Origin of the sequence: Primorskyibacter aestuariivivens, assembly GCF_028023675.1 — a bacterium.
Classification (GTDB): domain Bacteria; phylum Pseudomonadota; class Alphaproteobacteria; order Rhodobacterales; family Rhodobacteraceae; genus Marinovum; species Marinovum aestuariivivens.
In genome coordinates this window covers 88696-112653 of sequence record NZ_JAQIOZ010000017.1, presented here as the reverse complement: position 1 = coordinate 112653, position 23958 = coordinate 88696, and the positions used below count along the sequence as shown (strand labels likewise).

The following is a 23958-nucleotide window of genomic DNA, read 5'->3' as shown; positions in this document are numbered from 1 at the left end:
GCCTTGAACTCCGGCGAATGGTTCTTCCGTTTCGACATCTCTAATCTCCTTATCGTCGAAGACCAGCAGACAACAAATCGTAGCTTACGTCAGTGTCCGAATTTCAGGGGGTAGCTCAATCCTCCGAAATATCCTCCTTGGAATGCTCCAAGTGCCTACAATACTGGGATATTTGAGGAAAGGATTCAATGGAGGCGAGTACCGGAATCGAACCGGTGTACACGGATTTGCAATCCGCTGCGTCACCACTCCGCCAACTCGCCGCCGATGTGGTGACATGCCGGATAACTGATCTCTGTCAGCCCTGCAAGACCAATCCGGCGGGAAAAGACCCCATGGCGCATTGCCGGTCCCGCGCAGTTGTGGCAAGACGGGGGCAACATTCCTGAACCCGAGAGTTTAGACATGACCGACTATGCCAAGCGCCGGACCTTTATGGTGGATACCCAGGTGCGCCCCTCGGATGTGACCAAGTTCCCGATTATCGATGCCATGCTTTCCGTCCCGCGTGAGGCTTTCGTGCCGCGTGACAAACGCGAAGCGGCCTATGTGGGCGAAAATATTGAAATTGCGCTGTCCCGCGTGATCCTTGAGCCGCGCACGCTGGCCAAGATGCTGGACGCCCTGGAATTGTCGGGAAACGAGCTCGTGCTCGATATCGGACCCGGCTATGGCTATTCCTCCGCCGTCATCGCCCGCATGTGTGAAGCTGTCGTTGCGGTTGAGGATGACGCGGACCGTGTGAGCGAAGCGCAGTCGGCGCTTTCCGAGCTCGGAGCCGACGGGGTCATCATGCATGAGGCACCGCTTGCCGAAGGAGCTGCGGAACACGGTCCCTACGATGTCGTCATACTGCAAGGCGGGGTCGAGTCGCTGCCCGAGGCGATCAGCGATCAACTCAAGGACGAGGGGCGCATTGCCTGTCTTTTCATGGAGGGGGCGCTGGGAACCGTGCGGATCGGTCACAAAAGCGATGGGCATATCAGCTGGCGCTATGCTTTCAATGCATCCGCGCCGGTTCTGCCCGGCTTTGAAAAAGCGGCCGAGTTTGCTCTTTGACGCTTATGTCTTGTGTGCTGTAGACACACTGCAATTGATGCCAATATCAAAGGCAACGGGGGCCCCAGATGATTGCCAAGTTCGTAGCACGAGTATGCCGTGGCACCGTTTTGGCGGTCACGTTGGCTGTTAGCCCGGTCGTGGCCAATGCCGAAAGCCTTGGTGATGCGCTGGCCTCGGCCTATGAACACAGCGGTTTGCTTGAGCAGAACCGCGCGCTCCTGCGGGCGGCGGACGAGGATGTGGCCGTGGCTCTGGCCGCCCTGCGCCCGATCCTGAACTGGTCATCCAAAATCTCCCGCACCGTCACCGAATCCTATGCGCCGAACCAGGTTGGTCAATTCGTGATGTCCTCGACGGATTCGCGCGAAATGTCCTTCACCGTCACGGCGGAACTGCTGCTGTATGATTTCGGCGCAACGCAGCTTGGGCTCGATGCGGCCAAGGAATCCGTTTTGGCGGCGCGTGAGGCCCTGGGTGCTGTCGAGCAACAGGTGCTGCTGCGCGCCCTGCAGGCCTATGTCAATGTGCAGCGGGCGGCGGAAACGGTGGCGCTGCGCCAGAACAACCAGCGGCTTGTTTCCCAAGAACTGCGCGCCGCGCGTGACCGGTTCGAGGTGGGCGAGGTGACCCGCACCGATGTGGCCCTGGCCGAGGCGCGGCTTGCCTCCAGCCGGGCAAACCTGGCCGCGGCGCAGGGCGATCTGATGCGTGCGCAGGAAGAATACCGCGCGGTGATCGGGCGCAAACCGGATCGGCTTGCCCCGATCACGCGCCTGCCCGAGGTGGAGTGGAACGAGGACAAGGCCAAGTCCGTGGCCCTGCGCACTCATCCCGACATGCGTCGCGCGCAATACGAGGTCAGCGTCGCCGATATCAATGTGCGGCGCGCCGATGCCGCGATGAAACCCAACGTCAAGCTCAAGGGCAGCCTGTCGCGCGCGATTGATCTGGACTCGCCGTCGTGGCTGGACCGTGGCGAGATCGCCATGGAATTCGGCGGCCCGATTTACCGGGGTGGGCGGCTCTCGGCGCTGGCCCGGCAGGCCCGGGCGCGCAGTGATGGGGCACGCGGGGCGCTGCATGTCACCCGCCATGATGTGGCTCAGAATGTGGGCAACGCGCTCGCTGCGCTCAAGGTGGCGAATGCCTCGATCGAAGCGACCCAGCGCCAGATACGTGCCGCGCGCGTGGCGTTTCGCGGGGTGCGCGAAGAGGCGACGCTTGGCCAGCGGACCACGCTGGATGTGCTGACGGCGGAACAGGAATTGCTGGATGCGGAAACCGCCTTTGCCTCGGCCGTCGCGGACCGCACCATCGCCACCTATCAGGTGCTGGCCGCGATGGGGCTGATGACGGCCAAGCATCTCAATCTTCGGGTTCAGCATTATGATCCGGCGGAATATTACAACCTGATCAAGAACGCGCCGGCCAAAAGCATTCAGGGCGAAAAGCTGGACCGGGTTCTGCGCAAGATCGGCAAATAGGCCCGGGCTGCCACAGCCGCGCAGCTTTCATACACAATTGTTTGTATCTGTTGTGTGACGTGGGCGCGCGCGGTATCCTGCGTCCGAGGCAAAGTGGTGAAATCAATGTCAGATCCTGTCAAATCCTCGGATATCGAGGATGTTCTTTCGTCTATCCGGCGGCTGGTGTCCGAGGATTACCAAAGACCGTCCGCGCCAGATGCGCCAGATGCATTGTCTGAAACCGGTGCGGAAGAGGCCGATGCGCCCGCGCCCGGGGATCAGGCATTGGTCCTGACGCCTGCCTTGCGCGTCCATGATGGTGGCAAGGGTGAGGCCGAATCTCAGGCCCCGGCCCCCGAAGTGGACACGGCTGACGCGCCGGTTGCGCAGGATGCCGTTCTGGATGCCGTGGCAGACGCGCTTGTGGAACAGGCGTTGCAGCACGGCGATGATGCGGAAGATAGCGAGTCCCAATACGTTGATGTTCAGGCCGATGAAACCACGCCCGACATTGCCGAGCCAGAGGCAGCGGCTGACGTCCCTGAGGTTTCGAATGACGGGGACATGGGTGACACCATGGCCGATGAACACTCCTCCCATGCAACGGACATCCCTGATCCTGCGAATGCGGACGCACCCACCGAAGCGTTTCTGGCGGACCCACCGGTCACGGATGAGCTGGTCGAAACGGGTGAGACTATCACTGCTCCCGCACAGGAAGCAAGTGAAACGCTTGAAGCCAAGATCGCCGCGCTGGAAACCCTGATCGGCAAGCGCAACGAAGACTGGGAGCCGGAAGAAGGCGATGGCTCATTAGCCGAGGATGTGGCGACCGAGATGAGCGATGCCGCCGCGCTGGACTGGGAAGACCACGATCCTGACCTCGAAGGGGATGAACCCGCCACGCAGGCATATCAGGCTGACCCCGTCGCCCCCCCTGCAAGTGAGCGTGTGGCGGAACCTGAAGGCAACGCGCATCTGCAGACCGCAGAAATCGCTGCGGACGCGGCAGAGGACCCGATCCTGGCCGCTGAGCCGGAAGGGTTGCTGATCGACGAAGAAACCCTGCGCGACATGGTCTGTGAGATCGTGCGCGAAGAGTTGCAGGGCGCTCTGGGCGAGCGGATCACCCGCAATGTACGGCGACTTGTCCGCCGCGAAATCCACCGGGCGCTTGCGAGCCAGGAACTCGATTGATGTCGGGCCCACCGCTAACCTGACAAAAGAAAAAGCGCGCCCGCAGCGGACGCGCTTTTTTCATGTCTTGAGTGGTTTTGCGAAAGGTTGAAACGCCTTAGGCGGCTTCCGCCTGTTGCGCAGCAGCATTGCGGCGCTCGCTCTCTTCGCGCGACAGCGCAACCGAGGTGCGCACACCCTTTGCAACGAATTCCATCAGCCCGGATACGACGCGCTCATTCGGGTCGATCCCGGCGCAGGACAGAACTTCGCGCCCATCGCGCGAACGTGCCCAACGGGCAATTTGTTCGGGGCCATTGCCGTACTTCTTGTCGTCGGCAATTGCATCGTCCAGTGCAGCCAGAACCACCGCAGCGAACAGCTTGCGGGCGCGGCTGCCCTGCTCGCTGTTAAAGGCTGTACCGTCAACGAAATCTTTCATACTTCGTCCTTTGTTCTTGCTCTTGTCTTTTCGGCGTGAAGGCCCTTATGACCTGTTTTTGTTGATTCGGATACCCCGCAAATGCATAGCTTCTATGCAAATTGCGCATATCTTGCTGCAGCTGCGAAACGAGATATGGTGATCTTGCGCGGCGCAACAACGCGAGATATAGGGTCCATCAACTTATCATCAACCTTTTGCCACGGTTTTGTCACAATGCCCAAGATCAACGGAAACGAGATTCGCCCCGGTAACGTTCTGGAGCACAACGGCGGTCTTTGGGCCGCGGTCAAGGTCGATCACGTCAAGCCCGGCAAGGGCGGTGCCTTTGCCCAGGTCGAGATGAAAAACCTGCGCAACGGTTCCAAGCTGAACGAACGGTTCCGCTCTGCGGACAAGGTCGAGCGCGTGCGTCTTGAGCAAAAAGACATGCAGTTCCTTTACGAGGATGACGGCCAACTGATCTTTATGGATACCGAAACCTATGATCAGGTACAGGTGATGGCCGATCTGCTGGGCGAACGTCGCCCGTTCCTGCAGGACGGCATGACCATCGTGGTGGAATTCTACGAAAGCGAGGCGCTCAACGCGACCCTGCCGCAAAAGGTCACCTGCAAGGTGGTCGAGACCGAGCCGGTCGTCAAAGGCCAGACCGCCGCCAACAGCTTCAAACCCGCCGTGCTCGACAATGGCGTGCGCGTCTCCGTGCCGCCCTTCGTGGGTCAGGATGAGATGATCGTCGTGAACACCGAGACCATGGAATATTCCGAGCGCGCCTGACCCGGGGCTCGCGCGCATATACCCCCGCAACCGTCGGGGGCGCGACATGACAGATTGAACAGGCCTCCGGCATCATAGCCAGGAGGCCTTTTTCATGATCACAGCTGCCATCCCAGACGATATTCCGGACCTTGCCCAGATGCTGCGCGGTCTGAACGCGCTGCACACGCGCCATCTGCCGGAGCGATTTCACGACACCGGTAGTGAAGTCGAACTGCGCAGCTTTTTCCGCGACCGCATGGGGCAGGGCGCGCAGATCCTGATCTACCGTACTGAAACTGTGGCGCGCGGCTACCTCATGTGGATGGCCGAGGAACGCGCTGAAACGATGCTGGAACGCGCAGGGGCGCAGGCAGTGCTTGACCACATCTATGTCGCCCCCGGCTGGCGCAGGCGGGGCATAGGCGGGCGGCTGATCCGTCGTTTCGAGGCCGAGGCACGGGCTGCGGGGCATGCGATGTGGCTGACCCGCGTGCCTGTGTTCAACCGGGCGTCTTTGACCTTGATGGAAGGGGCGGGGGCGACACCGGCAGTGCATGCGCTGGTCAAACCGTTGTGACGTCTCACGCGGCCAGTCTGTCCAGCAATCCCGCCACCATGCCGTGATACCCCGCGCCAAACAGGGCCACATGCACCAGCGCGGGCCAGAGCTGGTAGATCGCGCGCCGCGTCTCCCAGCCCGCAGGCAGGGGGCCGTAGGCGTCGAAAAAGCTCTGCGGCGGTCTGCCGAAGAGGCACAGCATGGCAAGATCGACCTCTGCGTCGCCGTAGTAGCAGGCGGGGTCGATCATCCACGCGCGTCCATCCGCGCCGAAATGCACGTTCCCGGTCCAGAGATCACCGTGGAGCAGCGCGGGCGGCGGCGTTTCGGGCAAGAGGGTGTCCAGCTCTGCGATCACACGATCCAGACGGGTGGCGGCGTCTCCGGGCAGATGCCGTGCAAGCGGCCGCAATCGCCGTTCGGCCCAGAACGCGGGCCATGAAGCGCAGGGACGGTTGCCGATTTGCACTGCGCCAAAGGCGTAGCCCTCCGGCCAGCCATACTCCGCCCCAGCAACATCATGCATCGCGCGCAAATCGCGCCCCAACCCGCGCCAGGCGGCTTCGGTCGCAGCCCCCTCGGGGATATGCGCCATTGCCAGCAGATCATCCTGCGCGGCCAGAACCTCAGGAACGGGTGCTCCGGCCTCAAGCATCCGGCGCAGCATATGCGCCTCGATACCCACATGCGCCCCGCGTTTGACCACGACCGATTTGCCACCTGACAGATCGGCGCGCAGCACTTCGGACAGGTCCCCGCCATGCAAGGGGCGGAGCGCGGACACTTCCCGACCAAGAAGCGTTGTGATCTGCGCCTTGAGCGTCATTCCGGCGGCGTGATCTCGGCCCCCTCCGCCTGCATCCCCGGCTTGGCCCGGTCAAAGCGCAGATAGGCCAGCGCCGCGCCCCCCGCCTGTGTGCCCAATGTCCCGACGGGCTTGCCGTCCAGCGTGATCTCGGCCCCGACCGGCGCGCCGCTGGAAATGCCCACGCGGGCCAGCCCCTTGCGCAGTTCGGTCTTGTGCTTCATCCGCGCGGTCACTTCCTGGCCCACATAGCAGCCCTTCTTGAAATCGACCCCGTGCAGGCGCTCGAACCCCATCTCAAGAATATAACTCTCGGGTCCCAGCTCGCGCCCCCAGCGCGGCACTTCCGCGGCCACATGCAGCGTGTCCCAATCGGTGCCATCGTCAGGCAGAGCGGTGTCGGATATCACCCGCCATCCCAGCGACGCATCACGCGGATCGGCAAAGCCGCCCTCGGGCATGTCGCCGGTGCCGCGCGACACCGCCAGATCGGTCTCTTCGATCTTCACATCGGCGCGCAGCTTGTACATGGACAACCGCTGCATCAGGGGTCCGGCAATCTCGGCGGGCGCATCGAGCAACACCGCATCGCCGTCCGCCACCAGAAAGAACTCGGCAATGAGCTTGCCCTGCGGCGTCAGCATCGCAGCATAGACCGGCCCGTGGTCAAGCCGCGTCACATCATTGGTCACCAACCCCTGCAGGAAGTCGCGCACATCCCCACCGGTCAGGCGCAGAACTTTGCGGGTCTCGCTATATGTTGTCATGGCACATTCCCTTTCCCGTCTGTCGTTCCATATAGAGAGGCGAAGAGCAACCAACAGGGGGCATGGCATGCGCGCGCCGATTTCGGTGATCATTCCGACACTCAATGCCGGGGACGGGCTGCCACGTTGCCTTGCTGCGCTGGGCGAAGGGTTGGAGGCGGGGTTGATCCGCGAATTGATCATCACCGATGGCGGCTCGACCGATGGCACGCTGGCGGTCGCGGAACAGGCAGGGGCCATGGTGGTCACGGGACGGCCCTCGCGCGGGGGGCAGCTTCGGCGCGGCGCGTCCTTCGCGGCGGGAGAGTGGTTGCTGTTCCTGCACGCCGATACCCTCCTCATGCCTGGCTGGACCGAAGCGGTTCTGGCCCATCTCACCGGTGAAACCCCGGCCTATTTCCGGCTGCGCTTCGCCTCGCGCCATCCCATGGCGCGGCTGACGGCGGGTTGGGCCAATCTGCGGTCGCGCGTCTTTGGCCTGCCTTACGGCGATCAGGGTCTGCTGATCCGGCGCAAGGATTATCAGGGCGCAGGCGGTTTTCCCGATATTCCGCTGATGGAGGACGTGGCGCTGGCCCGGGCCTTGCGGGGCCGTCTGACGCCGCTGAACGCAACGGCCCTGACCTCGGCGGCTCGCTATGAGCGGGACGGGTGGCTGCGCCGGGGCAGCCGCAACCTGATCACCCTGCTGCGCTATCTGGGCGGGACGGCTCCGGCCAAGCTGGTGCAGGGCTACACGCGATCCCGCTGATCGTCGCCTGCCTGCATCTGCTGAAGCCGTGCATAGGCGCCGCCCCTGGCCATCAGCTCTGCATGCGTGCCCTCTTCGACCACCTGTCCCTGATCCATCACCACGATCTTGTCCGCATGGCGCACGGTGGATAGCCGGTGCGCAATGACCAGCGTTGTGCGGCCCTCGGCCAACCGGTCCAGCGCCTCTTGCACCAATGCCTCGGACGCAGTGTCCAAAGCCGAGGTCGCCTCGTCCAGCAGCAGGATCGGCGTATCGCGCAGCACGGCGCGGGCAATCGCCACGCGCTGCCGCTGCCCGCCCGACAGGTTCGAGCCGCGCGGCCCTGCCGGGCTGTCGAGCCCATCGGACAATCGCGGCAGGAAGTCGCTGACATGCGCGGCGTCCAATGCCCGCTTCAGGGCGTCTTCGCTGACATCCACCCGGTCCAGCACGATATTGTCCCGCAGGCTTTCGTCAAACAGCAGCGCCTCCTGACTGACCACGGAAAACAGCCCGCGCAGATCGTCCAACGCCATGTCCCGAACATCGACCCCGCCGATGGTCGCGCGGCCCTGCTGTGGGTCGACCAGCCGGGTGACAAGGTTGAAGACCGTGGATTTGCCCGCGCCGGAGGCCCCGACAAGCGCCGTGGTCTTCCCGGCCTCGGCCACGAAGGACGTTCCTTTCAGCACCGGCGCATCCTCGTAGGCCAGATGCACATCCTCCAGCACAATCTCGGGCACGTCATCCGGAGCCGCCACCGGGTTCGCCGGTGAGGCCAGCGCCGGTTGCAGTTCCAGCAATTCGCGCAGCCGCTCCATCGCCGCCGCCGCCACCTGCCAGACGCCGCTCACGGCACCCAGCCTGCGCAGCGGCTCAAAGGTCAGACCCAGCGCCGTGAAGAACGCCATGAAATCGCCCACGGTCTTTTCGCCGCTGATGATCTCGCCGCCGCCATAGAGCAGCACGCCCATGAATCCGACCCCGGCCATGAGATCGACCAGCCCCGGGATCGACGCCTGTCCAAGTGCCGAGCGCGTCTCGACATGCACGCGCTTATCGGTCAGCTCGCCGTAGCGCCTGGCCTGGTATTTCTCCAGCCGGTTCAGCTTGATCGGCACGATGCCGTGGAAAATCTCGTTTAACCGCACCGACAGGCCCGCCGCGACGTCGCGGGCGACACGGGCATTCTTGCGCACGAAATGCTGCACAATGACTGCTGGGGCGATCAGCAAAGGTGCCCCCAGAAGTGCCACCAGCGTCCAGCGCCAGTCGATATTCAAGGCCACCGCAAACAGCGAAATCAACGCCACCACATCGCGCCCCGCGCCGGTGATGATGGTGCGCCAGACCTTGCCGATGGCCCCCACATCGCCCTCGACGCGCTGCATCAGATATCCGGGCGAATGGCTTTGGTGAAACTGCCCCTCCAGCGTCATCAGATGCGTGACGAGATCCTGCCGCATCTCGGCGGCGGTGATCTGGCTCAGCCGGGTCAGCAGCACTTTCTGCACCACCGATGCCCCGGCACGAATGGCAAAGATGGCCAGAAATGCCAGCCCGACCCAAATCAGAAGATCGCTGCGCCCGCCGATGAACACGAAATCGAACATCGGTTTCATCATGTAGCTGACCGCGCCGAACATCGCTCCCTCAAAACTCATGAACAGCATGGCAATCAGCAGCAGACCGATATGCTTGCGCAGGTAACCGCGCCACAGCCAGAGCGCCAGTCCACGGGCCTGTGGGGGATGTTTGCTCAAGTCTCAGCCTGTTCATCTTGGGCGCGTTCGCGCAGCATGGTGGCGGTCGACTCCGGGCTACGCCGGTTTTCCCATGCGTCGTTGATGCTGGCTCCGCGATACTCGGTGCGCAGCCAGTCCTCGAACCCGATAGTCGCCTGCAACGTCCGCGCCTCATAGACGTCAAGGATGTAATCCTGGACCCCTGTCTTGGTGCTCTTGAGATGCAGGTATTTGAAGCTCAGCATCTTCTTGGCTTCCTGAACTGATTTACCCTCGAACACCATCAGATACATAGCGGCGACAAATCCGGCTCGGTCCGCGCCGGATTTGCAGTGGAACACAAACGGCTTTTCAATTTTGCGGATTTCATCAATCACATTGGTGACCTTCGAGGGTTTTGCCGCATGGCGCGCCCAGAGCTTGGCGGTATGCAGTTTCAGTCCCAGCTCTTCACAGCTTTCCTTCTCGAACAGCCAATGGGCGAATTTCTCTTCACCGCGAAGGCTCAGCACCGAGGTGATCCCCATGTCGCGGTATTTCTTCAGCCGACGATGGGTCGGATGGTTGGAGCGATAGACGCCCGGCGCGATCTCTTCGAAATTGGTCCAGAAGATGCGCAGAAAGGCATGGTCAAAGACGTGGTAATGCACATGGCCCACGAAGCGCCCCCAAGGGGTCGAGATATCCTTGCCGAAGGAGCGGCGCACACGCCTCTCGCTCTCGTCCAGCCAGGTCCAGATCGCTTTGAGCATGTAACGGCCTCAGGGTTTCGCTGTGGCGCGGTTTAGGCGACAGGGCGCGCGCTGGCAAGCGATCCGGGTCCGATTGACGGCGACACTTTGCCGGGGTTAGCTGCGCCGGTATCATTTTGGAGTCGCTTCATGTCGCTTGCCAATGGACGCCATTACCGCGCAATCCCCGGCCCGTCCGAGACCCCGGACGCCGTGCAACGTGCCATGCATCGCGCCTCGGCCAATATCTACGAGGGCGAACTTGTCGACCTGACCGCCTCGCTGATCCCCGACCTGCGCCGCGTGGCCCGGACCGAGCATCATGTTGCGCTTTATATCTGCAATGGCCACGGCGCGTGGGAGGCCTCCATCGCCAATACGCTCAATCCTGGCGACACCGTGCTGGTCCCGGTCACCGGTCGCTTTGCCAATGGCTGGGCCGAAATGGCCAGCGCTTTGGGCATCGAGGTCGAGTTCATCGATTTCGGGCTGCAATCGCCGATGGACCTGAACCGCATCGAAGCGCGTTTGCGCGCCGATACCAACCACGTGATCAAGGCGGTTCTGGGCGTTCACGTGGACACCTCCACCTCGGTCCGCAACGATATTGCCGGTCTGCGCGCCGCCATGGATGCGGCGGCGCACCCCGCGCTCCTTATGGCGGATTGCGTGGCGTCGCTGGGCTGTGACCGGTTCGAAATGGACGCCTGGGGTGTCGATGTGCTGGTGACGGCCAGCCAGAAGGGGCTGATGCTGCCGCCGGGCATGGGGCTGTTGTTCTTTTCGCCCAAGGCCGCAGAGCACCGGCCCGAACGGGTGCCGATGTATTGGGATTGGGCACCGCGGGCCAATCCGGAATGGTACTACCAGTATTTCGGGGGCACCGCGCTCACCAACCATCTCTACGGCATGCGCGTCGCGCTTGACATGATGATGGAGGAGGGGATGGAGGGCATCTGGTCCCGCCACGCCACGCTTGCGCGCGCCATCTGGGCCGCTGTCGATCATTGGGGAACAGACGGCCCCATGGCGCTCAATATCGCCGATCCCACGCATCGCAGCCGTGCGGTGACCACCGTCAAGATTGGCGCGCCGCACGGGCTGCACCTGCGCGACTGGTGCGAAAATCAGGCGGGCGTGACGCTGGGCATCGGGTTGGGCATGGCCCCGCCAGATAGCGACGCGCGCCACGGCTGGTTCCGGTTCGGCCATATGGGCCATGTGAATGCGCATATGGTTATGGGTTTGCTGGGATGTGTCGAGGCGGGTTTGGGTGCGCTGGACATCCCGTATGCGCCGGGCGGTGTCACCGCCGCCGCACAGGTGATCAGCGCCGCCGCACGTCCAACCAGTTGATCCAGTAATGCAGCGCCAACCCAAGCATCAGCACGGCTGGCAGGCCCAGCATCGCCAGCAACGCAAGGAATATCCACGCGATATTAACGCCGAACATCACGATACAAGCACCGGTATAATTCGGGGCAACGCCAATGGCGCGATCATTTGCTCTGTCATGCATGGGCCACCTCCTTGGATATGCCTCTGCGACAGAATAACGCAGCTACGGCAAAAGTCAGGTAAAGTTTTCTTGCAAGCCCTTTGTTGCGCTTTGCCGGGTCACTCCTGCGTGGCCTCAAGCCTCTGAAGCCAAAGGTGAAACCCCAGCGCCGCTATCAGCGTCAGGGGCAGGCCACCTATGAAAAACAGCGCGCACAGCGCCCAGATCAGGTTGATGCCGGAGAGCGCAAGACAAGCGCCATCAAGGCTTGGTGCTCTGGTCACGGCAAAAGCGGTTCGTTTGTCAAACATGTCTGTCCCCCTTCTTGAATCGGCGCGCGGTTCTCACCCGCAAGTGCTCCGGGCAACGCCCGGATGTTTCACGGCTCCCTGCGTCAGATTAGCGCAGCGGGGGTAAATGTCAGGTAAAATTCTGCAACAGGGCAATGCGTTAGGGCATTTGTCGAGTCTTGCCGCTACGTCACATCCCGGTCAACTGCCCGGCATCCAGCCGCAATTGCCGGTCCATTCGCGCCGCAAGATCAAGGTTATGCGTGGCGATCAGTGCTGAAAGCCCGGTTTCGCGCACCAGCCGCATCAGCGCGTCAAACACCGTGTCTGAGGTGGCGGGATCAAGGTTCCCGGTGGGCTCATCCGCCAGCAGAACGCGCGGCGCATTGGCCAGAGCCCGGCAAAACGCAACGCGCTGCTGTTCGCCGCCTGACAAAGCGCCGGGCCGATGCCCCGCCCGCGCGCCCACGCCCACGCTTTCCAGAAGCGCTTGCGCCCGCGCATCCGCATCTTTGCGCGCCACACCGTTGGCCAGTTGCGGCAGCACGATGTTTTCCAGCGCGGTGAATTCCGGCAACAGATGGTGGAACTGGTAGACAAATCCCACGTCGCGCCGCCGCACCCCGGTGCGCCGCCGGTCCGACAGCCCCACCATATCCTCGCCACCAATGCGCACCGCGCCACTATCCGGCGTGTCCAGAAGACCGGCGATATGCAGCAGCGTCGATTTCCCCGCGCCCGAGGGCGCCACCAGCGCCACGACCTCGCCGGGCTGCAGGGCAAGATCGACCCCGCGCAGCACCGCAACCTCGTTCTCGCGCCCCTTGTTATAGGTCTTTTCGACCCCGGCCAGTTCCAGCACCGGATCACTCATAGCGCAGCGCCTCCACCGGGTTCAGCCGCGCCGCACGCCGCGCCGGAAAGATCGTCACCACGAATGACAGCCCCAGCGACAGCGCCACCGCGCTCAGCACATCGCCCATTTCCAGCTTGGCCGGGACCGAATAAAGCCCCCGGATCGACGGGTCCCAGACCCCGCCACCCGCGATGTAGTTCACGAAAGAGAATACCGCGTCGATATAGATCGCAAAGAGGCATCCCAGGATCACCCCCAGCACCGTGCCGATCAGCCCGGTAAAGGCCCCGCAGATGAAAAACACCCGCAGCACCGATCCCTCGGACAGCCCCATGGTGCGCAGGATGCCGATATCGCCGCCCTTGTTCTTGACCAGCATGATCAGCCCGGACACAATATTCATTGCCGCGATCAGCACCAGAATGGCCATGATCACGAACATCACGTTATCCTCGATCTCCAGCGCACGCAGGAACGACCCGCTCGCATCCCGCCATGTCCAGACCAGCGCCCGGTCCCCCGCCACGCGGAGGAGTGGCAGCGCCAGATCATTCACCCGGTCGGGATCGGTCACCATGACCTCGATCTCATCCGCCGCGCCCTCGCGGTTGAAATAGACCTGCGCCTCGTCGAACGGCATGTAGACCCGCGTGCGGTCAATGTCGTAGCGCCCGGCGGTAAAGATATAGACCACCTCATAGGCCTTGACCCGGGGCGAGGTGCCAAAGGGCGTCCTGACCCCGTCGGGCGAGATCACCTTGATCCTGTCGCCCACGGTCACGCCCAGTTCCCGCGCCACGCCCGAGCCTACGGCGATGCCCTCGGAAAAGCGGCTCAGGTCGCCCTGTTTCGCCTCCGGGTTGGCAATACGGGGCAGGGTGGACAGGTCCACTGCGGAAATTCCAAACACCTCGATCCCGGCATTGCGCCCACGCGCGGTCGCCATGACCTGCCCCTTGACCAACGGCGCGGCGCGCGTGACGAAGTCCAGCGCTGCGATCCGCGCGGCCATCGCCTCGTAATCGGGGATGGTGCGCTCCAACTGGCCGAACTCGTTCGCCTCGGCCTGATTGTAGATCGTCACATGGGCATTCGCGCCCAGGATCGTGTCCACGAATTCCGCGCGAAAGCCCGAGCGCACCGCCAGCGTGGCAATCAGCGCAAACACCGCCAGCGTGATCCCGATCAGGCTGATCCAGGTCATCACGCTCACGCCGCCCTCGGCCCGCTTGGCGCGCAGATAGCGCCAGGCGATCATCCATTCAAACGGGGCAAAGGGCGCGGGTGCGCGGGGTGTCTTGCTGCTCATGCCTGTTCCTTGCTTTGGCGGGAAAGTGGGCAATGCCGGAACAAGGGTCAAGCGGTCTTTGCCACGACCCAGCGCGCAGGCGGGTTTTGGGCCAACGACCTAACCGGCTTGCGCCGCCTTTTCCGCCTCTTCCAACAGGATCGGCAACCCCATGGTCATGGAATGTATCCCCATGATCGAGGTCAACTGGATCACTTCGAGGATTTCCTCTTTGGTCGCCCCCGCTGCCAGCGCATTGGCCATGTGCCGCCGCGCACCCGAGGGCCAGAGATGTGTTGTGGCCACGTTGACGGCGATAAAGATCAACTCCTTGGTTTTCTGGTCCAGCGGGCCGTTCTGCGGCACCGACCGGAACTGCAAAAACGCCTCAAGGTAATCGGGGTCCAGCTCTTCCAACTGCGTCCAGAATGGGTTCCAGTCGCCAGTGGCGCGCTGCGCCTCGGTCGCGGGGTATCTCTTGTCGCTCATTTCAGCCTCCACGATGCTTGAAACTGTCGCGGCGGAAGGAATAAAGCGCCGCCGGGTCCACCATCACGTCCACCACCGCCGGTTTGCCGCAGTCCAGCGCCGCCTCGATCGCCTCTGCCGTTTGCGCCAGCGTCTCGGCGCGATACCCCTTGGCACCGTAAAGCTCGGCCAGCTTGTCAAACGGGGGCGAGGAAATGTCCGCACCGATATAGCGCCCGTTGAAGAAATCCCGTTGATAGGCCTTTTCCGCCCCCCAGCAGCCATTGTTCATCACCACGGTCACCGTGTTGATGCCGTAATCCACCGCCGTGGACAGCTCGGACGTGGTCATGCCAAAACCGCCATCGCCCATGAGCGAGATCACTGGCCGCTCGGGCATGGCCAGCTTGACGCCCAGCCCCGCGGCAAAGGAAAAGCCCACCAGCCCGAAATCGAGCGGCGTGAACAGGCTCTTGGGTTGCCAGTAATTCAGCTTGTCCGTCGCCTGAAGACACAAGGTCCCCGCATCCATCGTATAGGCAGCGTCGCGGGGACAGACATCGCGCAAGGTCTTGAAGAGACCCGAGGGCTGGATGATCGAGTTGGCGACTTCGGCCTCGGTATCGCGGGCGCTCAGGAACGCCTGTCGCTCGGCCTTGTAGCTCTCGGTCCAGGCCTCTGCCTCGGCACGCATCGACAGTTTCGCGGCCTCCGCCGTCAATTGCGCCGCCACTGTGGGCGCATCCCCCCAGATGCCCAACGCCACCGGGAAATACCGGCCAATCGCGCTGGGTTCCTGCTCCACATGGATGATCGCCGCGTCGCGGTTGATATTGTCGTAGCTGTAGAAGGTGGCGTTGAACCCGATCCGCGTGCCAAGGGCCAGGATCACATCGGCCTCCTTGACCAGACGCGAGGCCACCTCATTGCCGCGCGGCCCCATCTGACCGGCGTTCAGCGGGTGGCCAAAAGGGATCGCGTCGCCATGCCCGGGCGACGAGACCAGCGGCGCGCCAAACGCCTCGGCCAGCGCGATGGCACGCTTGGCGGCCCCGGTATTCTTGATCCCGCCGCCCACCATGATCACCGGGCGCGTCGCCCCGGCCAGCATCTTTGCTGCCTGTGCAATCGCGGCCTCTGGCGCGGCCATGGCGCTCACGGGGCGATAGGTCTCGGGCCGGGCCATCTCGCCAAACTCTGCCTGTCCCGCCAGCACATCGCGCGGCAGGTTCAACTGCACCGGTCCCTTGCGCGGCGCATTGGCGACGCGGAACGCCTCCTGCACCAGTTCGGGCACCCGCTCGGTCGATGGCGCGGTCCACGTCTTCTTGGTGATCGGCGTGAACAGCGCCTGCTGGTCCACCTCCTGAAACGCGTCGCGATAGACATGGCCCGTCGCCAGCGCGCCCCCGATGGAGACCAGCGGTGTATAGGCCGCCTTGGCCTGCGCCAGCCCGGTCACAAGGTTTGTCGTGCCGGGGCCGTTCTGGCCGGCCAATATGACCCCGGTCTCGCCGCTGGCCCTTGCATAGCCATCCGCCATATGCGTGCCGGTGCGCTCGTCATGCACACCGATGAAGTTGATCTCTTTCGCGTCATAGAGCGCGTCAAACATCTCCATCGTCGCCGACCCGATCAGGCCAAAGACATATTTCACCTTTTCCGCCTTGAGAGCTTGGACAGCGGCCTGTCCACCGGACATTTGGGTCATGGGGTGTTCCTTCTTATGTCGGCAGAACCCGGTTCAGAAAATCGAGAAGCGGGTCGGAAAACAGCCCGGGCTGCTCAATCAGGCCCAGATGTTGAAGTTCGGGGACAATGATCGTCTCGGCGCCCGGGGTCTCGGCCGCGATGGCATGGCTCATCGCCGGGGTGGAGCCGCTGTCATGTGCGCAGGTCATCACCAGCATGGGATGGGTGAGCGGCGGATCGGGCGCGATCAGCTCGCGCACCCCTTCGGCCAGCACCTGCCGGTGTGCGGCGTAATTTGCGGGGTCATTGGCCAGCACGGTATCGCGGATCGCGGCCACCTGCTCCGGGTGATCGCGGCGAAACTCTTCGGTGAACCAGCGCGCCAGCGTTACGTCGATTCCCGCCGCCGGGCCGCCCGAAGCGCTGGCGCGGGCGCGCTCCTCGACGATCTGTTGCTGCTCTTCGCCCCGGTCATGCGGCGAATTCAGGATCGCCAGCGCAGACACCCGGCCCGGATGATCCAAGGCACAGCGCCGGTTGATCATCCCGCCCAGCGAAAACCCGACCAGCGCGGACCGCTCGATCCCCAACGCATCCATTAGCGCGATCACCTGTTCGCTCAACGCCGTCAGGTTCACTGGCCCCTCCGGCCGCGCGCTTTCCCCGTGGCCCAAGAGATCATAGCTCAGCACCCGGAAGCGCCGCGCCAGCACCGGGGCAATCCCGTCCCACGTCGCCCCGCGTGTCAGACCAAGCCCGTGGATCAGCACCACCACCGGCGCGCTCTCGGGTCCGGTCAGATCATAGGCGGTGCCGTCTTTCGTGACCGCCATTCAAACCCCCGCCGGGTTGTCCACATCCCGGCCCATCTCGGCCAGGTCCTCATACCGATCGCCGATCCGGTGGTTGGGATGCCCGCCCACCGAGGCCCCAAGCGCCACGATGATCTCATCCTCGGCGGGCGCATCAGCGACAGAGGTCTGAATGGTCTGGTAATGCGACCGCCGCCCGCCATCGTCCTTGTCCATCAGCGGAATGGTGACCGGGCAATTCGCCGCCCCGCGCGTGTTGGAGAACACCAGATAGGATTTGGCGTTGATCGCCTCGCGGAACTGGTTGCCGAAATGCAGCGTATGGGTCAGCGCCTGCGCATGTTCGATCTCGCCGCCCATGCCGACCACCGACGCTTTGCCGCACCCTTCCAGCCTGTCGCCGGTCACGCCCAGCAGCATATTCGTCAACAGCTTGCCAAGCTCCGGCCCGTGCTCCTGTATCTCGGGCCGCATGTTTTCCACATGGCCGCGCCCGAACCACGGATTGCGGATAATCGCCATGGCCGCGACCAGAAGCGTTGGCTCACTCACCTTTTTCCACCCCTCAAGAAAGGTGGTCTGCTGCCACAAGAGCGTGCGGCGTATTTCAACCGGCATGGGCCAGCTCCTTTTCTGCGAAGGCGGGCATGACCTCGTCGATGAACAGTTTCAGCGAGCGTTTCTGCCGCTCCATATCCAGCCCCATCGAGGCGTAGTAGATGAACGCATCCACCCCGATCCCCTCGTAAAGCCGCAGTTTTTCCACCACCTGATCGGGCCGCCCCAGCATCAGGTTCTGCTCCAGCATCTCGGGATCGACCCGGTAATTCCCTTCCAGGCTCTCCAGCGGCACGGGATCGGGATAGCCGTTCACCACATCGCCCGATTGCATCATCAGATTGCCGAACCGCGCAAGGATCTGCCGGACCGCCGCGATGCTGGCCTGCCGGTCTGCCTCGCTGTCATAGACCACCGTGTGCCGCATCATCGCGAACTTCCCCGAATAGCCGGGGTTCAGCCGCGCGATGCTGTCATCCAGCATAGCGCGATATTTCTCGGCCTCGGAAAACGGCAGGGTGAGCGGCCAACTCATGATGTGGCAGTCATTCTGAACCGCGTAGTCAAAGGTGATGGGCGAGCGTGCCGCGACCCAGACCGGCACCTTGCTCTGCATCGGCTTGGGACAGGAGGTGGCGCGCGGGAACTGCCAATAGGTCCCGTCATGCTCCACGTCGCCGGCCCAGAGTTTCTGCACCAGCGGCAGCATCTCCTGCATATATTGCCAACTGTCTTTTTGAGCGAGACCGGGGAACATCCGGTCAAACTCGCGCTGATAGGCCCCCGAGCCGACACCAAATTCCATCCGCCCGCCAGAGAGCAGATCGCAAAGCGCCGCCTCACCGGCCAGCTTGATCGGATGCCAATAGGCGGCATTGGCCACGCCTGCGCCCACGCGGATATTGCGCGTATGATCTGCCCACCATGTCATGAGGTGGAACGGATTGGGCGCAATCGTCATCTCAAGCGCGTGATGCTCGGCGGCCCAGGCGATCTCGAACCCCGCCTCATCGGCCATCTGCACCATTTCCAGCGTATGGTCGCGCACCGCGCGCATATCCGTCCCGGGGTCGGTCCGTTCGAGGTTAATGGCAATATGGAATTTCATCCTGTCCTCCCTTGCTCAGCGAGACACGAACTGGCTGCCCAGCGGCTCTGACGATGTGTTCATCCAGATGGTCTTGGGGCGCGTGTAGTCATAGACCGCCTGAAACCCGCTCTCGCGCCCGTATCCGCTGGTTTTCATGCCGCCGAATTCGGCAATCGGCGACACCGCGCGATAGGTGTTGACCCAGACGATCCCCGCCCGTACCGCGCGGCTCATGCGCAGCGCACGGGCGCTGTCGCGGGTAAAGATGCCCGCCGCCAGCCCGTGCACCGTGTCATTGGCCAGGGCTAGTGCCTCTTCCTCGGTGCGGAAGCGCAGCACGCTCAGCACCGGGCCAAACAGCTCGGTATCGACGATATGAAGGTCCGGGCGCGGGCAATCGACGATGGTGGGCCGGAAATACATGTCTGATCCCGCCTCGGCGCGCTTGCCGCCACAGATGATGCGCCCGCCTTCTTCCACCGCACGGGCCAACTCGCGCTCGATATTTTCCAACTGCCCATGGGTGCAGAGCGGCCCCATATCGGTCTCTTCCGCCATCGGATCGCCAATCCGCACCGCTTCGGCAATCGCTGCCATGCGGGCCAGCACCTCGTCCGCCACATCCTCATGTACGAGTAGCCGCGACCCCGCGACACAGCTTTGCCCCGACGCGCCGAAAATCCCGCCCACGGCCCCGTTCACGGCGCTTTCGATATCTGCGTCATCAAAGATGATGAAGGGCGATTTGCCGCCCAGCTCAAGGCTGATCTCGGCAAAGTTCTCGCGCGTATTGCCAATCACATGCCGCGCCGAGGCAGGCCCGCCGGTAAAGGACACCCGCGCCACCAGCGGGTGCGAGGTCAGCACCTTGCCACAGGGATCGCCATGGCCGGTCACGATATTGACGACCCCGTCGGGAATGCCCGCCTCGGCAATCAGCGCGCCAAATTCCAGCATCGCGGCAGAGGCATGTTCAGACGCCTTCAACACCACCGTGTTGCCCGCGGCCAGCGCTGGCCCGATCTTGACCGCCGACAGGAACAGCTGCGAATTCCACGGCACCACCGCCGCGATCACGCCCAGCGGTTTACGATTGGTAAAGACAAACATATCGGGCTTGTCGATGGGCAGGGTCTCGCCATGGATCTTGTCGGCGGCACCTGCGTAGAAATGGTAGAACTCGCTGATATATTTCGCCTGCCAGCGGGTCTCCTTGAACATCTTTCCGGTGTCGCGGGTCTCCACCTCGCCCAGATGCTCGGACCGCTCGGCCAGCAAATCGCCCAGACGGCGCAGGCAATGGCCGCGCTCCGTGGCGCTCATCTTGGCCCATGGCCCCTCGTAACAGGCGTGATGCGCGGCGCGTACGGCGCGGTCCACGTCCCCGGCGCTGGCTTCGGGGATCTCGGCCCAGGTCTCTCCGGTGGCGGGGTTCAGGCTGGGGAATATGCCGCCGTCACTTGCGGCCACCCACTCCCCGTCGATCAGCATTTTGTAGCGTTTCATCATGCCCTCTCAGCTTGCCGCCATGCGCACAGGTGTCGTGTGGGGCAGCACCCGGTGGTAACAGCCGTCGCGATAGGCCAGGGGCCGGGCATGGCTGGCCAGCACATCGCGCACATGACCCAGCACGATCAGGTGTGAGCCCGAGCGCAGGGTTTGCTGCAGGTCGCAGCGAAAGGCCGTGGCCCCGTCGATCTGCGGCGCGGTGCCCGGCGCGCCATAGCAATCAATCCCCGAAAACCGGTCGCCGACCCATTGGTCATGCCGCCCGGCAAAGCGGTCTGCGATCTCGGCGTCGCGTTCCGACAATACGTTGACGCAGAATCCGCCATTCCCGGTCACCGCCTGCGCGATCCGGCTGTTGGCAAACAGACAGACCAGCACCGTCGGCGGATCGGCAGAGACCGAGGAAAACGCGCTCACCGTCGCGCCATGGCGTCCGGCGCTCCCATCCGTGGTCACCACCGTAACCGACGAGGCCACTTGCCGCATGGCGGCGATAAAGCGATCTCTGGCCACCAGATCAGTGCTGTCACGAAACATCGCGTCGCTCCTCACATTCCGGGAAATCTTCGATGCGCAGAACGTGTCACGGGCAGTTAATTCTTGAAAGCGAATTGTTTTGCTTCATAAATGCAAAAAAATCGAATTGAGGCCGCGCCCGTGAACATCACCTCGCTCCAGACCTTCATCGCCATTGTCGAAACCGGAAGCCTTGTGCGTGCCTCGCAAAAGATGAACGTGACCCAATCCACCGTCACCGCGCGGCTCAAGACGCTGGAGGACGAGGTCGGGCAGGTGTTGCTCAACCGTCAGAAATCCGGCGCCACGCTGACCCCGGCGGGCACCAAGCTCTTGGGTTACGCGCGGATCATGACCGGGCTTTGGCGGCAGGCGAAGTTCGACACCGCCCTGCCCGAGGGGCTGGATGCGGTCTGTACCTTCGGCTGCGACCGCGAGCTCTGGCACGGGCCGGGGCGGCAGGTGTTTCATGACATCCTGAAACGCCACCCCGAAATGGCGATCTCCATGCATCAGGGCAGCAGCGCCGATCTGGCGCAATGGCTGCTCGAAGGCTCCGTGGACATGATCCTGACATATGAGGCCGTGGCGCGCGGGCATCAGACCATTCACGAACTGCCCTCGGAACGGCTGGTGCTCTATTCCGACCGTCCGGATGCACAGGTGGTGGGCGACGGGGATTACATCTATGTCGATCACGGGGCCGAATACCGCCGCGCCCATGCGGAAACCTATCACGACGCCGGGATCGCCCGGATCAGCTTTGACAGCTCGTGGTGGGCGCTGCAGTTCATCCTCGACAATCATGGCTCCGCCTACTTGCCCGAGGCGCTGGCCGCGCGGTTCGTGGAGCAGGGCCAGATTTTTGCCGTGGTGGGCGCGCCTGTCTACACCCGCAAGAATTGTCTCGTGGTCAATGACGCTGCTGCACAGAACTGGAGCTGGTTTCCGGGTCTGGTGAGCCGGTTGAAAGCGGCCTGACCGGACCCGGCTTGCATCACCATCCCGCTCTGCCATAGTGCGCCCCATGAGAGGACCACGTTACACCCCCATTGTCGCAGCACTTCCCCAGACCGTGCCCTTTGTCGGCCCGGAGAAAATGGAGCGCGACCGCGGCGCGCCCTTCATTGCCCGGCTGGGCGCCAATGAAAGCGTCTTTGGCCCGTCCCCCAAGGCGATCGCCGCCATGCAGGGCGCGGGAGCCGAGATCTGGAAATACGGCGATAGCACCAGCCATGACTTGCGCCACGCGCTGGCCGGGGATCTGGGCGTGGCACCGGAAAATATCGTCGTCGGCTCCGGCATCGACGGGCTCTTGAATTCCACGGTGCGGCTCATGGTCGGCCCCGACGATCATGTCGTGACCTCGGACGGGGCTTATCCCACCTTCAATTTCCACGTGGCGGGCTATGGCGGCACGCTGCACAAGGTGCCGTATCGCGACGACCATGAAGACCCCGACGCCCTGATCGCCAAGGCACGCGAGGTGGACGCCAAGCTGGTCTATATCGCCAATCCCGACAACCCGATGGGGACTTGGCATTCCGCCGACCGCATTCAGGCGATGATCAATGCGCTGCCCGATGGCTGCGTGCTGGTGCTGGACGAGGCCTATATCGAGTTCGCCCCCGAGGGCACCGCCCCGCCCATGGATGTGAGCGACCCGCAGGTGCTGCGCTTCCGCACCTTCTCCAAGGCGCATGGCATGGCCGGTGCGCGGGTGGGCTATGTGATCGGGCATGTCGACCTGATCGCCTCATATGACAAGGTGCGCAACCATTTCGGCATGAACCGGACGGCCCAGATCGGCGCGCTGGCCGCTTGGGCTGACCGCGACTGGCTCTCCCATATCCAGACCGAGGTGGCCCGCGCCCGTGCCCGCATCACCGACATTGCAACCGAAAACGGCCTCACCGCGCTGCCCTCTGCCACCAATTTCGTGACCATCGACTGCGGCCGCGACGGCGACTTTGCCCGCGCCGTGCTGCAGGCGCTGTTGGCGCGCGGTATTTTCGTGCGCATGCCCTTTGTCGCGCCCGAAGACCGCTGTATCCGGGTCAGCGCAGGCCCGCCCGGGATGCTCGACGCTTTTGCCGCCGCGCTCCCGCACGCCCTGAAGGAGGCCGGGCATGGCTGAGATCACCCTTGATGAGATCGAATGCACCACGAAACAGGCGCTCATCGCCCATGGCGCAGCAGACTGGATTGCCGCACATATGGCCCATGCGGTGCGCAAGGCCGAAGGCTATGGCAACCGCATCTGTGGCCTTTACTACGTGGAAAGCTATTGCCAGCAACTGCTCACAGGCCGCGTCAACGGCACGGTGGACCCCGAAGTCACCCGCCCGCGCCCGGGCCTTGTGCAGGTGGATGCGCGTTTCGGCTTTGCGCAGCCTGCCTTTCATCGCGGGTTGTCACAGGCGCTGGACGCGGCTGAGGATTGCGGCATCGCCACGCTGGCCATATGCCACGCCCATACCTGCACCTCGCTGGGCTATTTTACTGAACAGATCGCCAAGGCGGGTAAAATCGGGCTGGGCTTTACCAATGCTTCGCCCATCGTCGCCGCGCCGGGCGGCAAGACCCGGGTGATCGGCACCAACCCCATGGCCTTTGCCGTGCCGGACGGGCGGGGTGGCGTGGCGATGCAGTTTGACCAATCCACCACCGCCGTGGCGCTGGGCAAGATCACCATGGCCAAGGCGGCGGGCGAGCGTATCCCCGAAGGCTGGGCGCTCGATGCGGATGGCAACCCCACCACCGATCCGGACGCCGCGCTCAAGGGCTCGCTGGTGTCCTCGGGCGGCTACAAGGGCTGGGGCTTTGGCCTGATGGGCGAAATCCTTGCCGCCGCTTTGACCGGATCGGTGCTGTCGCGCGATGTCAAACCGCTCAAGGCACCCGACGGCCCGCCGCATGATCTGGGCCAGTATTACATCCTGATCGACCCGGCCACTGCGCCCGATTTCCACGACAAGCTCGCCGCGCTGGCAGACACCGTGGGGCAGGACGCAGGCACCCGCATGCCGGGGCAGGGCAAGGCACAACAAGACCCTGTCGAGGTCCCGGACGCGCTATGGAAAAATATTCTGGCACTCTCGGAGTATAGCGCTAACTGACACATCACCTCCGA

General features: G+C 63.3%; 26 protein-coding genes and 1 tRNA gene. 10 read left to right on the top strand and 17 right to left on the bottom strand.

The genetic code is table 11. From position 1 onward, the window contains the following. Positions 1-189: 189 nt before the first annotated feature. Positions 190-263 (bottom strand) — tRNA-Cys (locus PGB28_RS16580). Between the two features lie 142 nt (positions 264-405). On the opposite strand from PGB28_RS16580, the gene PGB28_RS16575 reads away from it, so the two are divergent. The 3 genes from PGB28_RS16575 (at position 406) to PGB28_RS16565 (ending at position 3725) form a co-directional block, all read left to right on the top strand. Further along, positions 406-1059 (top strand): protein-L-isoaspartate O-methyltransferase family protein, encoded by a 654-nt coding sequence (locus PGB28_RS16575; RefSeq protein WP_271422641.1) that lies wholly within the window; start codon positions 406-408, stop codon positions 1057-1059. Positions 1060-1169: 110 nt separating this feature from the next. Next, on the top strand, positions 1170-2546 hold the full coding sequence (locus PGB28_RS16570; protein ID WP_271422640.1) for a TolC family outer membrane protein: 1377 nt from the start codon (positions 1170-1172) through the stop codon (positions 2544-2546). Positions 2547-2651: 105 nt separating this feature from the next. Next, positions 2652-3725 carry a hypothetical protein gene (locus tag PGB28_RS16565; RefSeq protein WP_271422639.1) on the top strand — a complete coding sequence of 358 codons (1074 nt, stop codon included), beginning with the start codon at positions 2652-2654 and terminating at the stop codon, positions 3723-3725. Positions 3726-3822: 97 nt separating this feature from the next. Here PGB28_RS16565 and PGB28_RS16560 read toward each other — a convergent pair whose 3' ends face one another. Next, positions 3823-4146 carry a DUF6280 family protein gene (locus tag PGB28_RS16560; RefSeq protein WP_271422638.1) on the bottom strand — a complete coding sequence of 108 codons (324 nt, stop codon included), beginning with the start codon at positions 4144-4146 and terminating at the stop codon, positions 3823-3825. A gap of 216 nt (positions 4147-4362) precedes the next feature. Between PGB28_RS16560 and efp the strand changes: the two genes are divergently transcribed. Beyond that, positions 4363-4926 carry an elongation factor P gene (gene efp, locus PGB28_RS16555; protein ID WP_271422637.1) on the top strand — a complete coding sequence of 188 codons (564 nt, stop codon included), beginning with the start codon at positions 4363-4365 and terminating at the stop codon, positions 4924-4926. A gap of 94 nt (positions 4927-5020) precedes the next feature. Then, a complete protein-coding gene (locus PGB28_RS16550) occupies positions 5021-5485 on the top strand; it encodes a GNAT family N-acetyltransferase (RefSeq protein WP_271422636.1) in 465 nt (154 codons plus the stop codon). A 4-nt stretch (positions 5486-5489) separates the two neighbouring features. Here the strand turns inward: PGB28_RS16550 and PGB28_RS16545 are convergent, their stop codons facing one another. Together PGB28_RS16545 and ygfZ are read right to left on the bottom strand one after the other, a co-directional pair. Continuing rightward, entirely contained in the window at positions 5490-6293 is an 804-nt protein-coding gene (locus PGB28_RS16545; protein ID WP_271422635.1) for a fructosamine kinase family protein, read from the bottom strand. Next, positions 6290-7039, bottom strand: a complete 750-nt coding sequence (gene ygfZ, locus PGB28_RS16540; protein WP_271422634.1) for a CAF17-like 4Fe-4S cluster assembly/insertion protein YgfZ — start codon at positions 7037-7039, stop codon at positions 6290-6292. The genes PGB28_RS16545 and ygfZ overlap by 4 nt, the downstream gene beginning before the upstream one ends. 67 nt (positions 7040-7106) lie before the next feature. Here ygfZ and PGB28_RS16535 point away from each other — a divergent pair, with 67 nt between their 5' ends. Then, the gene (locus PGB28_RS16535) at positions 7107-7790 is read left to right on the top strand and encodes a TIGR04283 family arsenosugar biosynthesis glycosyltransferase (RefSeq protein WP_271422633.1); all 684 of its coding nucleotides are present in this window, start codon (positions 7107-7109) and stop codon (positions 7788-7790) included. Here PGB28_RS16535 and PGB28_RS16530 read toward each other — a convergent pair. Together PGB28_RS16530 and PGB28_RS16525 are read right to left on the bottom strand one after the other, a co-directional pair. Beyond that, positions 7772-9535 (bottom strand): ABC transporter ATP-binding protein, encoded by a 1764-nt coding sequence (locus tag PGB28_RS16530; RefSeq protein ID WP_271422632.1) that lies wholly within the window; start codon positions 9533-9535, stop codon positions 7772-7774. The genes PGB28_RS16535 and PGB28_RS16530 overlap by 19 nt on opposite strands. Continuing rightward, a complete protein-coding gene (locus tag PGB28_RS16525) occupies positions 9532-10269 on the bottom strand; it encodes a phosphatase domain-containing protein (RefSeq protein ID WP_271422631.1) in 738 nt (245 codons plus the stop codon). Before PGB28_RS16525 ends, PGB28_RS16530 begins: the two co-directional genes overlap by 4 nt. A 129-nt stretch (positions 10270-10398) precedes the next feature. Here PGB28_RS16525 and PGB28_RS16520 point away from each other — a divergent pair, with 129 nt between their 5' ends. Next, positions 10399-11604, top strand: coding sequence for a pyridoxal-phosphate-dependent aminotransferase family protein (locus PGB28_RS16520; protein WP_271422630.1), 1206 nt, complete (start codon positions 10399-10401; stop codon positions 11602-11604). On the opposite strand, the gene PGB28_RS16515 is transcribed toward PGB28_RS16520, so the two are convergent. From PGB28_RS16515 to PGB28_RS16465, 11 genes are all read right to left on the bottom strand, one after another. Beyond that, on the bottom strand, positions 11576-11767 hold the full coding sequence (locus PGB28_RS16515; protein WP_271422629.1) for a hypothetical protein: 192 nt from the start codon (positions 11765-11767) through the stop codon (positions 11576-11578). The genes PGB28_RS16520 and PGB28_RS16515 overlap by 29 nt on opposite strands. A 98-nt stretch (positions 11768-11865) precedes the next feature. Further along, entirely contained in the window at positions 11866-12057 is a 192-nt protein-coding gene (locus tag PGB28_RS16510) for a hypothetical protein (protein WP_271422628.1), read from the bottom strand. Positions 12058-12226: 169 nt separating this feature from the next. Then, on the bottom strand, positions 12227-12910 hold the full coding sequence (locus tag PGB28_RS16505; RefSeq protein ID WP_271422627.1) for an ABC transporter ATP-binding protein: 684 nt from the start codon (positions 12908-12910) through the stop codon (positions 12227-12229). Continuing rightward, entirely contained in the window at positions 12903-14201 is a 1299-nt protein-coding gene (locus tag PGB28_RS16500; RefSeq protein ID WP_271422626.1) for a lipoprotein-releasing ABC transporter permease subunit, read from the bottom strand. The genes PGB28_RS16505 and PGB28_RS16500 overlap by 8 nt, the downstream gene beginning before the upstream one ends. Positions 14202-14300: 99 nt before the next feature. Continuing rightward, complete coding sequence (locus tag PGB28_RS16495) at positions 14301-14669, bottom strand: carboxymuconolactone decarboxylase family protein (RefSeq protein ID WP_271422625.1); 369 nt, start codon at positions 14667-14669, stop codon at positions 14301-14303. Between the two features lies 1 nt (position 14670). Then, positions 14671-16359, bottom strand: coding sequence for a thiamine pyrophosphate-binding protein (locus PGB28_RS16490; protein ID WP_271422624.1), 1689 nt, complete (start codon positions 16357-16359; stop codon positions 14671-14673). Between the two features lie 13 nt (positions 16360-16372). After that, the gene (locus tag PGB28_RS16485) at positions 16373-17173 is read right to left on the bottom strand and encodes an alpha/beta fold hydrolase (protein ID WP_271422623.1); all 801 of its coding nucleotides are present in this window, start codon (positions 17171-17173) and stop codon (positions 16373-16375) included. Beyond that, positions 17174-17770, bottom strand: a complete 597-nt coding sequence (locus PGB28_RS16480; protein ID WP_271422622.1) for an amino acid synthesis family protein — start codon at positions 17768-17770, stop codon at positions 17174-17176. It lies immediately after the preceding gene. Then, a complete protein-coding gene (locus PGB28_RS16475; RefSeq protein ID WP_271422621.1) occupies positions 17760-18818 on the bottom strand; it encodes an LLM class flavin-dependent oxidoreductase in 1059 nt (352 codons plus the stop codon). Before PGB28_RS16475 ends, PGB28_RS16480 begins: the two co-directional genes overlap by 11 nt. 15 nt (positions 18819-18833) lie before the next feature. Further along, entirely contained in the window at positions 18834-20306 is a 1473-nt protein-coding gene (locus tag PGB28_RS16470; RefSeq protein ID WP_271422620.1) for an aldehyde dehydrogenase, read from the bottom strand. A 9-nt stretch (positions 20307-20315) separates the two neighbouring features. Then, a complete protein-coding gene (locus PGB28_RS16465; protein WP_271422619.1) occupies positions 20316-20846 on the bottom strand; it encodes a flavin reductase family protein in 531 nt (176 codons plus the stop codon). A gap of 90 nt (positions 20847-20936) precedes the next feature. Between PGB28_RS16465 and PGB28_RS16460 the strand changes: the two genes are divergently transcribed. The 3 genes from PGB28_RS16460 to PGB28_RS16450 are packed head-to-tail and all read left to right on the top strand — an operon-like array spanning position 20937 to position 23944. Next, positions 20937-21806, top strand: coding sequence for a LysR family transcriptional regulator (locus PGB28_RS16460; RefSeq protein ID WP_271422618.1), 870 nt, complete (start codon positions 20937-20939; stop codon positions 21804-21806). Positions 21807-21852: 46 nt separating this feature from the next. Continuing rightward, positions 21853-22962: a pyridoxal phosphate-dependent aminotransferase gene (locus PGB28_RS16455; protein ID WP_271422617.1), complete on the top strand. Its 1110-nt coding sequence runs from the start codon at positions 21853-21855 to the stop codon at positions 22960-22962. Continuing rightward, positions 22955-23944, top strand: a complete 990-nt coding sequence (locus PGB28_RS16450; protein WP_271422616.1) for an Ldh family oxidoreductase — start codon at positions 22955-22957, stop codon at positions 23942-23944. The genes PGB28_RS16455 and PGB28_RS16450 overlap by 8 nt, the downstream gene beginning before the upstream one ends. The last annotated feature ends 14 nt before the right edge of the window (positions 23945-23958 follow it).